The sequence below is a fragment of the Streptomyces sp. NBC_01551 genome (genome assembly GCF_026339935.1).
Taxonomy (GTDB): Bacteria; Actinomycetota; Actinomycetes; order Streptomycetales; family Streptomycetaceae; genus Streptomyces.
Window position 1 is genome coordinate 2,844,372 of record NZ_JAPEPX010000001.1, and the last position, 12,504, is coordinate 2,856,875.

The following is a 12,504-nucleotide window of genomic DNA, read 5'->3' on the forward strand; positions in this document are numbered from 1 at the left end:
GACCCGAGTGGGGCACTATGTCGAGTGTGGCACCCGTACGGTCGTCCGACGACGGCTCGGGACCGGCCAGGAAGGCCGGCCGGGCCGTCGGGCGTGCCCTGCACTTCCCCATCACGGGTACGGCGCGCGGCATCCGGCGCGCCACGCACGCGCACGGGGCCGGCGAATCGGGCCTCGGCAAGCTGATCGAGCTGCACGCGATCAACGGCGCCGGCGACGTGATGATCACGGTCGCGCTGGCGTCGACCGTCTTCTTCTCCGTCCCCACGGACGAGGCGCGCGGCCGGGTGGCCCTTTACCTGGCGATCACGATGGCTCCGTTCACCCTGCTGGCCCCGGTGATCGGGCCGCTGCTGGACCGGCTGCCGCACGGGCGGCGGGCCGCGATGGCCGCGGCGATGCTGGCGCGGGCGCTGCTCGCGGTGATGATGTCGGGCGCGGTCGCCACGGGCGGCATCCAGCTGTATCCGGCGGCGCTCGGCGTGCTGGTGGCGTCGAAGGCGTACGGGGTGGTGCGCAGCGCGGTGGTGCCGAGGCTGCTCCCGCCGAATTTCTCACTCGTCAAGGCGAACTCGCGGGTCACCCTGGCCGGGCTGCTGGCGACGGGCGCGGCGGCGCCGGTCGCGGCGGGGCTGCACATGATCGGGCCCGAGTGGCCGTTGTACGGGGCCTGCGCGATCTTCGTGTGGGGGACGTTCGCGGCGTTCTCGCTGCCGCACAAGGTGGACGAGGCGAAGGGGGAGCGGCGGGCGCGGCTGTCGACGCACGAGGCGCACTCGCAGCGGCCGGGGCTGCGGACGGTGACTCCGTCGGTGCTGTGCGGGCTGCTGGCGAACGCGGCGATGCGGGGGCTGTCGGGGTTCCTGATCTTCTTCCTGGCGTTCCTGCTGCGGGAGCACCCGCTGCCCGGGCAGAGCGCGGCGGTGTCGCTGGGCATCGTGGGCGTCTCGGCGGGCCTGGGCAACGCGTGCGGGACGGCGGCGGGGGCGTGGCTGCGGGCGCGGGCGCCGGAGGTGATCATCGCGGCGGTGCTGTGCATGACGCTGGGGGTCGCGGTGCTGGCGGCGGTGTTCTTCAGCGGGCTGTTCATGGCGGTGCTGGGCGCGACGGCGGGCTTCTGCCAGGCGCTGGCGAAGCTGTCGCTGGACGCGATGATCCAGCGGGACATCCCCGAATCGGTCCGCACCTCGGCGTTCGCCCGCTCGGAGACGCTGCTCCAGATGGCGTGGGTGCTGGGCGGCGCGATCGGCATCGTCCTGCCGCTGAACGGCGTCCTGGGCATGTCGGTCGCGGCGGCCATCGTCGCCCTGGGCACCACCATGGCCCTGCGCGGCGTCCTGGCGGCCCCCCGCGGCCGCCACCCGTCCTCTTCCCGCCCACGAGTGGCGTAACGAGCCCGGCGACAGCGCCCCCGTGGTGCGGGCGACGGGCCCGAAAGGTGGGGATGGGGCGCCGCGCCGGGGGGTGGAGGACCCCGTGCGGCGGGGGAGGGGGGCGGCCCGATAGCCTTCGGCTCATGACCGCACCGCTTTTCTCGGGTAGGGGCCGCCGCAGCGTCGCGGCCCTCGGAGCCGTGTCCGCCGGCCTCCTCCTCCTCTCCGCCTGTGACAAGCCGACGCCGCTGGCGACCGTGACGGTCGGCACCTCGTCGGTGTCCGCCGAAGCCGCCTGCCGTGGCGACGGCAAGGAGCTCTCCATGGAGAAGCTCCAGGAGTGCTTCACCGAGCACACCGGCGCCAAGACCATCAAGTACGGCCGCGGCGACACCCTGCGCCTCGGCGTCGAGCCGGAGATCGTCGAAGACGGCAGCAAGTGGCAGGCCGTGCTGGACGGCAACCCGATCACCGAGCCCTCCTCGAACACCTACCGCAGCTTCCCCGGCGCCGACCTGTTCGCCACCGGCGGCCAGGGCGAGGCCCCGTCCTCGAAGAAGCTGTCGTTCGTCCAGGTCTCCGAGGACGGCAAGCCCCAGGCCGTCTGGAACTTCACCGTCAAGCTCAAGTAACCCGGCGGCGGCAACGGTGCGCGCGCTCATCGTGACCGCGGTGGCGGCGGAGGCAGACTCCGTCGCCGCCGGTCTGACCCCTCATCCGGACCCCGTCACCCCGGAGCCGCGCACCCTGCCCGGCGGCTACCGGATCTCCCGCCGCGACCTGCCCGGCCTCGCCGCCGACGTGCTCGTCGGCGGTGTCGGACCGGCCGCCGCCGCGGCCGCCACGGCCACCGCGCTCGCGCTGGCCGACTATTCCCTCGTCATCTCCGCCGGCATCGGCGGCGGGTTCGCCCCCGCCGCCCCGCCCGGCTCGCTCGTCGTCGCCGACGCCGTCGTCGCCGCCGACCTGGGGGCGGAGGGACCCGACGGGTTCCTCCCCGTCGACGCGCTCGGCTTCGGACGCAGCGTGCACCTGCCCCCCGCCGAACTCGCCGCCCGCGCCGCCGAGGCGACCGGCGGTCTGCTGGCACCCGTACTCACCGTCTCCACCGTCACCGGCACCGCCGCCCGCGCCGCCGAGCTCGCCGGCCGCCACCCGCTCGCCGGGGCCGAGGCCATGGAGGGCTTCGGGGTGGCCGAGGCCGCCGCCGCGCACGGCCTGCCCGTGCTGGAGATCCGCGCCGTGTCCAACGCCGTCGGCCCGCGCGACCGCGACGCCTGGCGGATCGGGGACGCGCTGGCCGCCCTGACCGGCGGATTCCGCGCCCTGGGACCCGTACTCGTCCACTGGGGAGGACAGCATGAGCAGCAACAGCACCACGGGTGAGCCGCTCCGCATCGCCTATTCGCCGTGCCCGAACGACACCTTCGTCTTCGACGCGTGGGCGCACGGCCGGATCCCCGGCGCGCCCGCCCTCGACGTCACCTTCGCCGACATCGACGTCACCAACGGCATGGCCGAGCGCGGCGAGCTCGACGTCCTGAAGGTGTCCTACGCCGTGCTGCCCTGGGTGTTGGAGGAGTACGCGCTGCTCCCCTGCGGCGGCGCGCTCGGCCGCGGCTGCGGACCCCTCGTGCTGACGCGCGAGCCCGGGCTCGACCTCACCGGCAAGACCGTCGCCGTGCCCAGCGAACGCTCCACCGCCTACCTGCTGTTCCGGCTCTGGGCGGCGGACGTGCTGCCCGACGGCGTCGGCAAGGTCGTCGTGCTGCCGTTCCACGAGATCATGCCGGCGGTGCGCGACGGCCGCGTCGACGCCGGACTCGTCATCCACGAGGCCCGGTTCACGTACCAGGACTACGGACTGCACTGCCTGGCCGACATGGGCGAGCACTGGGAGTCCACCACCGGCCTGCCGATCCCGCTCGGTGCGATCATCGCCAAGCGCTCGCTGGGCGCCGAGACCCTGCGCGCGCTGGCCGAGACGGCCCGTACCTCGGTCCGGATGGCCTGGGACGACCCCGAGGCTTCACGCCCGTACGTCCGCGCGCACGCGCAGGAGCTGGACCCGGCCGTCGCCGACCAGCACATCGGGCTCTACGTCAACGAGTTCACCGCCGGGCTCGGCGACGCCGGGTACGCGGCCGTCCGCGGGCTGCTGACCCGTGCCGCCGCCGAGGGGCTGGTTCCGGCCATCGCGCCGGACGCGCTGGCCTTCCCGTAGGCCCGTACGGCGCGCGTACGACGGTGCCCCGGCCCTCCGGAGAGGGACGGGGCACGGTCGTACGGGGGTGCGGGCGGCTCAGACGTCCAGCTGGTCGGCAACCGCGCGGAGCATGCCGGCGATCTTCGTGCCGTGCGCCTTGTCGGGGTAACGGCCCCGCTCCAGCTGCTGCGTGACGTTCTCCAGCAGGGTCGTGAGGTCCTGCACGATCGAGGCGAGTTCGTCCGGCTTGCGGCGCTGCGCGGCCGCGACGGAGGGCGCCGGGTCCAGGACCGTCACCGAAAGTGCCTGGTCACCGCGCTGACCGGCGACCACACCGAACTCGACGCGCTGGCCGGGCTTGAGCGCGTCCACCCCGTCGGGGAGCACCGACGAGTGGACGAAGACGTCGCCGCCGTCGTCGCGGGAGAGGAAGCCGAAGCCCTTCTCGCTGTTGAACCACTTGACCTTGCCGGTAGGCACGTCCGTCCTCTGTCCTTGTGCTCGTTGGGTCCGGTTCGCCGTCGGAACGGCTCCGGATAGCAGTACAGCGGGTCACCGACCCGCCACCTCCAGGCTAATGGTCCAGGGACGGGTGACAAGACGTTCCCCGGTCCTTCACGGTCGACCGCTTCGGCCAGGGAACTACCCTGGTGGGGTGACTGTTACTCCTCAGACCGACGAAGCACGGCACGACGAGGCGCGGCCCGGCGACGGGCTGGTCCGGGCCGGCGGCATCGTGTTCATCGTCGGCGCCGTGGCCACCCTGGTGACGATGGCCCCGCTGTTCCTCGACATCGACCCGTTCCCGTCGTACGCGTGGGCCGTGTGCATGCTCATGGGCGTCGGCTTCGCCATCTCGGCGGCGGGCGTGCTGCGCTCCGCCTCGGCGCAGCGCAGGGCGGCCAAGGCGACGCAGGGGGCGTAGCAGGGCGCGGGGGTGCCTGGAAGCGCGCGGTACCGAGCGGCGCGCGGTACCCAGCGGCGCGGGCTCTCAGCGGCGCGCGGGCTCTCGGACTTCCCGCGTGCGGACGTACTCCGCGAGCCACGCCGGCAGCTCCGTAAGGTCCGCCAGCACCACGTCCGCGCCCGCCGCCAGCAGCTCCGGCTCCGGACACGGCCCCGTCGGGACGGTCACCGACACCGCGCCGGCCGCCCGCGCCCCGCGCACGTCGCCCACGTGGTCGCCGACGTAGACCTGCGCCCCGTACTCGCGCAGCGCGCCCGCCTTGGCCTCCGCCCACAGCCAGCCGATGACGGCGTCCGGCTCGATGCCGAGGTGCTTGAGGTGCAGGCGGGCGTTGGGCTCGTGCTTGGCGGTGACCACGATCGCGCGGCCGCCGAGCGCCTGGACCGCCTCGATCGCCTCGCGGGCGCCGGGCATCGCCGGGGTCGGGTCGATGGCGTACGTCGGGTACATCTCCCGGTAGCGGTCGGCCATCGCCGGGATCTCCGCCTCCGGGAACCAGTACGCGAGCTCCTCGTCCAGCGGCGGGCCGAGCCGCGTGATCGCCTGCTCGGCGTCGATGAACGTACCGGTTTCGGCCGACAGGGCCTCGTAGGCGGCCTTGATGCCCGGGCGCGAGTCGATGAGGGTCATGTCGAGGTCGAAGCCGACCGTCAGCAACGGGGCGGCGGATCCGGTCGGCGCGACGGACTCGGCGGAGGTCTCGGGGCTCAGGCTCTGGCTCATACGTGCCATTGTGCCCAGCCGGGCCGGCGGACCGGGAACGCGGACTGAGCCCCGCCTTACCGGAGAGTGAAATCCGGTGACATGTCAGCCCACGCGCCGGCGGGGGCAGCGGTGCGTCAGCGGCGGCGGGCGCGCCAGGTCAGGTACAGGGCCGACGCCAGGCCGGCGGCGCGGGCCAGCCAGGGCCACATGCCCGGGAGGGTGTCCGAGAGGGCGTCGTCGGCCAGCGGCGTGCCCCAGCGGCCGCGCTGGCGGCCCCACAGCCAGACCACCGCGCCCGCGAACACCGCGCCCGGCAGGCCGAAGACGACCACCTTGCGCTCCGTCGGCCCCAGCACCCGCGACGCGTACGCCGCCGCGAAGCCCACCACGAGCAGCAGCCAGTACCCGCTCACCGCGCCCGCCGCCAGGATCGCCGCCGCCAGGAGGAGGAACGCGTGCGGTTTCGGGCGGGGCTCGGCGGCCGGGGCCGAGGGGTCGGCGGCCGGCTTCTTCGCGCGCAGGCGTCCCTTCGCGAAGCGGAGCAGCGCGCGGCCGCGCGGAGAGGCGGGAGGGTCCGGCTCCGGCGCGGGGGCGTCCTCCTCCTCCGGCTCCTTGAAGAGGTCCGGGATCTCGATGCCCCCGGCGAAGCCCTCCACCTGCGGCCCGCCCCGCCCGAACGGCCCCGGCGTGACGCGCCACCAGTCCGGCTCGGCCCCGTCCGACGGGCCGAGCTCGTCCAGCCCCGCCAGGTGCGGCGGCACGTTCACCGCCGCGCGGGGGGTGTCGGGACCCCGCTGGGCGGGGACCGCCGCGACCGGGGCAGCGGCCGCGGCGTCCGGCCCCGACAGCGTGCCCAGCGTGTCCAGCACCTCCTCCGGCGTGCCGATCCGCTCCAGGATCTTCCGTACCGACGCCTGGGTCTCCGGTTCGTACTTGGCGCGCCGACGGTCGATCTCGTCCCGCAGCCCCGCCACCAGGCGCATCCGGTCACCCGACGGCAGCTGCCGCCGCTGCGCCAAGTCCCCTACCCGGCTCAGATATTCGTAGACCAGCTGGTCGCTCTCGATCCCCATGCCCCGCCTCCTCCCGTACCGCCCTCCCGAAAGGTAGCGCGTGCGGACGTGGAGCTGTCCCGGGCGCAGCGGATACCGTTGACCGGATGGGGACCGGCCGACTGACCGGCCGAAGCGACCAGGAGGCGACTGTGCCTGAGCCAAGCACCGGTACCACGGCAGGCGCCGCCCCGCGCTCCCTCGCCGAGGCCCTGCGCGCCCGCGACGACGACTCGCTCGCCGCGCTGCTGCACGCGCGCCCGGACCTGCTGAACCCGGTGCCCGGCGACATCACCCAGCTCGCCACCCGCGCCGGCACCCGCGCCTCGGTCGTACGGGCCCTGGACCGGCTCGACCGGTTCGCCCTCCAGAGCGCCGAGGCCCTCGCGGTGGCCCCGGACCCCTGCCCGTACCCGGTGCTGGAGTCGCTGCTGACCGGCGAGCACGGCACCACCGGCGACGCCGACAACGGCGCCCGCGCCGCGCTCCCCCGCGCCCTCGGGACGCTGCGCGAGCAGGCCCTCGTCTGGGGCGACGACGACCGGCTGCGCCTGGTCCGCACCGCCCGCGAGCTGCTCGCGCCGTCCCCGACGCGCCCCTCCCCGACCGGGCTCGGCCCGACCGTCGCCGAGGCGACCGCCGGGATGTCGCCGACCCGCGTCCAGGAGATCGTGGCGGCCGCCGGGCTGCCCGCCACCCACGACCCGGTGTCCGCCGTGACCGCGCTGACCGGCCTGTTCACCGACCCGGAGCGGATGGCCGCGCTGCTCGACGAGGCCCCGGCGGAGGCCCACCAGGTGCTGGGCCGGCTGGTGTGGGGCCCTCCGTACGGGGAGGTCACCCCCGATCCGACGCCGCCGGTGCGCTGGCTGCGCGACCGGGGCCTGCTGCTCCCCACCACGGCGCGGACCGTCGTACTGCCCCGCGAGGTGGCCCTGCACCTGCGCGGCGGGCTCGCGCACCGCACCCCGGAGCCGGTGGCCCCGGAGGTGCCCGCGCACCGCGAGCACCGTCCACAGCTTGTGGACGCGAACGCGGCCGGGCAGGCGCTGGCCGCGCTGGCGACCGTCGAGGAGCTGGTGAAGTCCTGGGAGCACGCGGGCCCGGCGGTGCTGCGGGCCGGCGGGCTCGCCGTACGGGACCTCAAGCGGACCGCGGCCGCCCTGGACGCCACCGAGGGCGCGGCCGCGTTCTGGATCGAACTCGCCTACGCGGCGGGCCTGCTGGCCAGCGACGGCGAGGCCGACGAGCGGTACGCGCCCACCCCCGCCTTCGACGACTGGTGCGAACTCCCGCCCGCCGAGCGCTGGTCGGCCCTGGCCGCGGCCTGGCTGCCCGCCACCCGCACCGCCGGCCTGGCCGGCGAACAGGACGCCAAGGGCCGTACGTTGTCGGTGCTGGGCCCGGACCTGGACCGCTCCGCCGCCCCCGAGGTGCGCCGCCGTGTCCTCGACCTGCTCGCCGCGCTCCCCGAGGGCGGCTCCCCCGACCCGCGGGCCCTCCTCGAACGGCTCGCCTGGGAACGCCCGGTGCGCACCGCGAGCGACCTGCGCGCCCGCCTCGCGCACTGGACGCTGACCGAGGCCGAGGTCCTCGGCGTCACCGGCCGGGGAGCGCTCTCCGCGCCCGGCCGCGCCCTGTTGGAACACCGCGACCCGGCGCCGCTGCTCGCGCCGCTGCTCCCCGAACCGGTGGACCACGTACTGCTGCAGGCCGACCTGACGGCGGTGGCGCCGGGGCCGCTGCGCCGGCCGCTCGGCGACACCCTGGCGGTGCTCGCGGACGTCGAGTCGAAGGGCGGGGCGACGGTGTACCGCTTCACGCCCGGCTCGGTGCGCCGGGCCCTGGACGCCGGGCACACCGCCTCCGACCTGCACGCCTTCCTCGCCGAGCACAGCCGCACGCCGGTGCCGCAACCGCTGACGTACCTGATCGACGACGTTGCCCGGCGGCACGGGCACCTGCGGGTGGGCGCGGCCTCCTCGTACGTGCGCTGCGACGACGACGGCATGCTGAACGAGATCCTGGCCGACAAGCGGTCCGCGGGGCTCGGGCTGCGCCGCCTCGCCCCGACGGTGCTGGCCGCGCAGGCCGAACCCACCGCGCTGCTCGACGGGTTGCGGGCGATGGGGTACGCGCCGGCCGCGGAGTCCCGCACCGGCGACGTGCTGGTGTCCCGGGCGGACGCCCGCCGGACCCCGCAGCGCTCGGCGCCCGAGCCGGTGCCGGACGGTCCGCGGGTGCCGGACAGCACGCTGCTGGGGGCCGCGGTACGGGCCATCCGCGCGGGCGACCGGGCGGCGACGGCGGTGCGCAAGGAGCCGGCCGGGCAGGCGTCGTCCGCGGCGGCGGAAACGGGCTGGGGTTCGGGCTCGGGATCGGGCTCGGGCTCGGGCGAACTCCCGCGGACCAGCGCGGCGGAGACCCTGGCGACGGTGCAGGCGGCCGCGCTGACCGGGTCGGCGGTGTGGATCGGGTACGTCAACGCGGACGGGGCGGCGAGCCAGCGGGTCATCGCGCCGGTACGGGTGGAGGGCGGCTTCGTCACCGGGTACGACCACACGGCGGACGAGGTACGGACGTACGCGCTGCACCGCATCACGGGCGTGGCGGAACTGGCGGAGGACCAGGTCTAGGTCCTGTCGTCGAAGTGGCGCCGGCCTTGCCGGGGGCGCGGTAAATCCGCTGGCCGGGCCCGGCCCCGGCCCGGCACCCTGACGGCATGTCCGAAACACCGGTCCCCGTACCCCACCGCGCCGTCCGCGCCGCCCACACCGACACGACGGTCACCGTCTACCAGGCGTACGCCCCGCGCCTGGGAGTTCCGGCGGCGCGCGACGGCCGGTTCCCGCCCGCCTGGAAGCGGGAGCGGATGACGTGGATCAAGCCGTCGTTCCTGTGGATGATGTACCGCTGCGGCTGGGCCACCAAGGCCGACCAGGAGACCGTGCTGGCGATCGAGATCACCCGCGAGGGCTTCGACCACGCGCTGCGCCACGCCTGCCTGTCGCACTTCGAGCAGGGCACGCACGCCGACCGCGCCTCCTGGCAGGCCGCGCTGCGCGAGGCTCCGGCGCGGGTGCAGTGGGACCCGGAGCGCGACCTGCACCTGAACCCGCTCCCGTACCGCTCGCTCCAGCTGGGCCTGTCGGGGCCGGCCTCCCGGGCGTACGCGGACGAGTGGACGGTCTCCATCCGCGATGTCACTCCGCTGGCCCGGCAGATCCACGGCCTGCTGCGGGCCGGTGACACGGACGCGGCGCGCGGACTGCTGCCGGCCGAGACCCCGTACCCGTCGGGGCCGTTGCCCCACCTGGGCGCGTAGCCGCCCGGTCGCACCGGTCGCCGGGGAGCCCAGGGCCCGCCCGGCCCCCAGGGCCCCAGGGCACGGGGGCCCAGGGCACGAGGGCCCCAGGGCACGGGGGCACGGGGGCACGGCCCCGCGGGGACGGCCCCGGTCAGAATCACCCCACCCGCGGAGCGATACGGCAGACTGGAGGTTTGGCCGCCCGCGTCCGGGCGGTCACCCCACGCGGAAAGGGACGTGTGTGAACGGGCCCCTCATCGTCCAGAGCGACAAAACCCTCCTGCTGGAGGTCGACCACGAGCTCGCCGGAGCCGCGCGGCGCGCCATCGCGCCCTTCGCCGAGCTGGAGCGGGCGCCCGAGCACATCCACACCTACCGGATCACCCCGCTCGGCCTGTGGAACGCCCGCGCCGCCGGGCACGACGCCGAGCAGGTCGTCGACGCGCTCGTGGAGTTCTCCCGCTACCCGGTCCCGCACGCGCTGCTCGTCGACGTCGCCGAGACCATGGCCCGCTACGGCCGCCTCACCCTCTCCAAGCACCCCGTCCACGGCCTGGTCCTGACCAGCACCGACCGGCCGGTGCTGGAGGAGATCCTGCGCTCCAAGCGCATCGCCCCGCTCGTCGGCGCCCGCCTCGACCCCGACACCGTCGCCGTGCACCCCTCCGAGCGCGGGCAGATCAAGCAGACCCTGCTCAAGCTGGGCTGGCCGGCCGAGGACCTCGCCGGGTACGTGGACGGCGAGGCGCACGCCATCGACCTCGTCGAGGACGGCTGGGCGCTGCGCCCGTACCAGCAGCAGGCCGTCGAGGGCTTCTGGCACGGCGGTTCGGGCGTGGTCGTACTGCCCTGCGGCGCCGGGAAGACCCTGGTCGGCGCGGGCGCGATGGCGAAGGCCAAGGCCACGACGCTGATCCTGGTCACGAACACCGTCTCGGCCCGCCAGTGGAAGCACGAACTGGTCAAGCGGACCTCGCTGACGGAGGAGGAGATCGGCGAGTACTCCGGCACCCGCAAGGAGATCCGGCCCGTCACGATCGCCACGTACCAGGTCCTGACGACGAAGCGGAAGGGCGTCTACCCGCACCTTGAGCTCTTCGACTCCCGCGACTGGGGCCTGATCCTCTACGACGAGGTGCACCTGCTGCCGGCGCCCGTCTTCAAGTTCACCGCCGACCTCCAGGCCCGGCGCCGGCTCGGTCTGACCGCGACGCTGGTCCGCGAGGACGGCCGGGAGTCCGACGTGTTCTCCCTCATCGGCCCGAAGCGGTTCGACGCGCCGTGGAAGGAGATCGAGGCGCAGGGCTACATCGCCCCGGCCGACTGCGTCGAGGTCCGCGTGAACCTCACCGAGAGCGAGCGGCTCGCGTACGCGACCGCCGAGACCGAGGAGAAGTACCGCTTCTGCGCGACCACCGCCACCAAGCGGAAGGTCACCGAGGCACTGGTGCGCAAGCACCAGGGCGAGCAGACCCTGGTCATCGGGCAGTACATCGACCAGCTCGACGAGCTCGGCGAGCACCTCGACGCGCCCGTCATCAAGGGCGAGACGTCCAACGCGCAGCGGGAGAAGCTCTTCAACGCGTTCCGCGAGGGCGAGATCAGCGTCCTGGTCGTCTCGAAGGTCGCGAACTTCTCGATCGACCTGCCGGAGGCCACCGTCGCCATCCAGGTGTCGGGCACCTTCGGCTCCCGCCAGGAGGAGGCCCAGCGGCTGGGGCGCGTGCTGCGCCCGAAGGCGGACGGCCACGAGGCGCGGTTCTACTCGGTCGTCGCGCGCGACACCATCGACCAGGACTTCGCCGCGCACCGCCAGCGCTTCCTGGCCGAGCAGGGCTACGCCTACCGGATCATGGACGCGGACGAGCTGCTGGCGAGCGACTGATCCCGGCGGGGCGTGACGACGGCCCGGCGCCCGCCCGCGAGGGCGGGGCCGGGGCGACGGCCGGGACCGGGGCCGGGCGGCGGCGGGCCGCCCGGGTCAGGACCGCGAGCAGCGGTACGCACCAGACCCACAGGTGCGACCAGGGCCAGTCCAGCGGCAGGGCCCGGCCCGTCGCGGGCAAGTGGCGGGCCCAGAACTCGGCGGAGGCCTGCGGGAGGACGAGCAGGCCCAGCAGGGCGGTGCCGGTGAAGGCGGCGAGCGCCGTCAGCCCGGCCCGGACCCGGCCGGTGAGCAGCAGGTACGGGACGAGGAGCGCCGGGGTCAGGGTGATCCCGGCGGCGGTGCCCAGCGCGAACCCCTTGCCGAGGGCGGTGCGGGACCGGCCGAGGTCCCAGACGGCGAGGCAGGCCAGCGCCAGGTTGATCTGGCCGGTCAGCGGGGTCTGGAACAGGGGCTCCAGCCACAGTCCGGCGATGGTGGCGGCCAGGACGGGTCCGGACCGGGCCCGCAGCCCCGCGAGGCGGCAGGACAGCAGGATGAGCAGGGCGAGCAGCCCGGCGCTGCCGAGCACGATGACGGCCTTCAGGGCGGCGGCAGGCAGCCAGGCGGCCGGTGTGAACAGGATCGCCGCGAACGGCGGGTACGCGGTGGACGGGTGCCACTCGGCGGCGCAGAAACCGTGGACGAGGGCGTCAGCCACCGGAATGCGCAGGGCGACGCACAGCACGCCCAGGAGCAGCAGCGGGCCGGTGACCAGCGTGCCGGAAAGCGACCCGGAGAACAGCCCGGTGAGCGGCCCGGAAAGCGGCCCGGGAGACGCGCCGGGCAGGGCGCCGAAAGGGGGCGCCGACGAGCGCTCGGGGGCGGGGTGGCGGGTCACGCGCGTGACCCTAGTGGATCACTGGGGGCCTACCGCCCGGTTCAGGCCACGGCTGCGCACCGGCTCGCCGGGGCGGGGCGCGCACCGGAGCCGCCGTATCGGACGACGAACCCCCGGATGGCCGAACCA

Annotated in this window: 12 protein-coding genes; 8 read left to right on the forward strand and 4 right to left on the reverse strand. The window is 75.0% G+C overall.

The window, feature by feature from the left end:
* Positions 1–17 precede the first annotated feature (17 nt).
* The 4 genes from OG982_RS12565 (at position 18) to OG982_RS12580 (ending at position 3,597) form a co-directional block, all read left to right on the forward strand.
* Positions 18–1,391: an MFS transporter gene (locus tag OG982_RS12565; protein WP_266787335.1), complete on the forward strand. Its 1,374-nt coding sequence runs from the start codon at positions 18–20 to the stop codon at positions 1,389–1,391.
* Between the two features lie 125 nt (positions 1,392–1,516).
* Positions 1,517–2,005 (forward strand): DUF2771 domain-containing protein, encoded by a 489-nt coding sequence (locus OG982_RS12570; protein ID WP_266787333.1) that lies wholly within the window; start codon positions 1,517–1,519, stop codon positions 2,003–2,005.
* 16 nt (positions 2,006–2,021) lie between these two features.
* Positions 2,022–2,759 (forward strand): futalosine hydrolase, encoded by a 738-nt coding sequence (locus OG982_RS12575; RefSeq protein ID WP_266787331.1) that lies wholly within the window; start codon positions 2,022–2,024, stop codon positions 2,757–2,759.
* On the forward strand, positions 2,734–3,597 hold the full coding sequence (locus tag OG982_RS12580) for a 1,4-dihydroxy-6-naphthoate synthase (RefSeq protein ID WP_266787329.1): 864 nt from the start codon (positions 2,734–2,736) through the stop codon (positions 3,595–3,597). The genes OG982_RS12575 and OG982_RS12580 overlap by 26 nt, the downstream gene beginning before the upstream one ends.
* A gap of 78 nt (positions 3,598–3,675) precedes the next feature.
* On the opposite strand, the gene OG982_RS30980 is transcribed toward OG982_RS12580, so the two are convergent.
* A complete protein-coding gene (locus OG982_RS30980) occupies positions 3,676–4,059 on the reverse strand; it encodes a cold-shock protein (protein ID WP_323139252.1) in 384 nt (127 codons plus the stop codon).
* Between the two features lie 175 nt (positions 4,060–4,234).
* On the opposite strand from OG982_RS30980, the gene OG982_RS12590 reads away from it, so the two are divergent.
* Entirely contained in the window at positions 4,235–4,504 is a 270-nt protein-coding gene (locus OG982_RS12590) for a hypothetical protein (RefSeq protein ID WP_266787327.1), read from the forward strand.
* A 66-nt stretch (positions 4,505–4,570) separates the two neighbouring features.
* On the opposite strand, the gene OG982_RS12595 is transcribed toward OG982_RS12590, so the two are convergent.
* Both OG982_RS12595 and OG982_RS12600 read right to left on the reverse strand, forming a co-directional pair.
* The gene (locus OG982_RS12595) at positions 4,571–5,269 is read right to left on the reverse strand and encodes an HAD family hydrolase (RefSeq protein WP_266787325.1); all 699 of its coding nucleotides are present in this window, start codon (positions 5,267–5,269) and stop codon (positions 4,571–4,573) included.
* Between the two features lie 116 nt (positions 5,270–5,385).
* Positions 5,386–6,324, reverse strand: coding sequence for a hypothetical protein (locus tag OG982_RS12600; RefSeq protein ID WP_266948542.1), 939 nt, complete (start codon positions 6,322–6,324; stop codon positions 5,386–5,388).
* Between the two features lie 86 nt (positions 6,325–6,410).
* Between OG982_RS12600 and OG982_RS12605 the strand changes: the two genes are divergently transcribed.
* From OG982_RS12605 to OG982_RS12615, 3 genes are all read left to right on the forward strand, one after another.
* Complete coding sequence (locus OG982_RS12605; protein ID WP_266787321.1) at positions 6,411–8,939, forward strand: helicase C-terminal domain-containing protein; 2,529 nt, start codon at positions 6,411–6,413, stop codon at positions 8,937–8,939.
* Between the two features lie 86 nt (positions 8,940–9,025).
* Positions 9,026–9,628 (forward strand): DUF4291 domain-containing protein, encoded by a 603-nt coding sequence (locus tag OG982_RS12610; RefSeq protein ID WP_266787319.1) that lies wholly within the window; start codon positions 9,026–9,028, stop codon positions 9,626–9,628.
* Positions 9,629–9,851: 223 nt separating this feature from the next.
* A complete protein-coding gene (locus tag OG982_RS12615; protein WP_266787317.1) occupies positions 9,852–11,495 on the forward strand; it encodes a DNA repair helicase XPB in 1,644 nt (547 codons plus the stop codon).
* Here the strand turns inward: OG982_RS12615 and OG982_RS12620 are convergent.
* Positions 11,461–12,375 (reverse strand): glycosyltransferase family 87 protein, encoded by a 915-nt coding sequence (locus OG982_RS12620; protein ID WP_323139253.1) that lies wholly within the window; start codon positions 12,373–12,375, stop codon positions 11,461–11,463. The two genes, OG982_RS12615 and OG982_RS12620, sit on opposite strands and share 35 nt — an antisense overlap.
* Positions 12,376–12,504: the final 129 nt, after the last annotated feature.

Coding starts and splice junctions, on each gene's coding strand:
- OG982_RS12565 (WP_266787335.1), top strand. CDS start 18: ATGTCGAGTGTGGCACCCGTACGGTCGTCCGACGACGGCTCGGGACCG.
- OG982_RS12570 (WP_266787333.1), top strand. CDS start 1,517: ATGACCGCACCGCTTTTCTCGGGTAGGGGCCGCCGCAGCGTCGCGGCC.
- OG982_RS12580 (WP_266787329.1), top strand. CDS start 2,734: ATGAGCAGCAACAGCACCACGGGTGAGCCGCTCCGCATCGCCTATTCG.
- OG982_RS12595 (WP_266787325.1), bottom strand. CDS start 5,269: ATGAGCCAGAGCCTGAGCCCCGAGACCTCCGCCGAGTCCGTCGCGCCG.
- OG982_RS12600 (WP_266948542.1), bottom strand. CDS start 6,324: ATGGGGATCGAGAGCGACCAGCTGGTCTACGAATATCTGAGCCGGGTA.
- OG982_RS12605 (WP_266787321.1), top strand. CDS start 6,411: ATGGGGACCGGCCGACTGACCGGCCGAAGCGACCAGGAGGCGACTGTG.
- OG982_RS12610 (WP_266787319.1), top strand. CDS start 9,026: ATGTCCGAAACACCGGTCCCCGTACCCCACCGCGCCGTCCGCGCCGCC.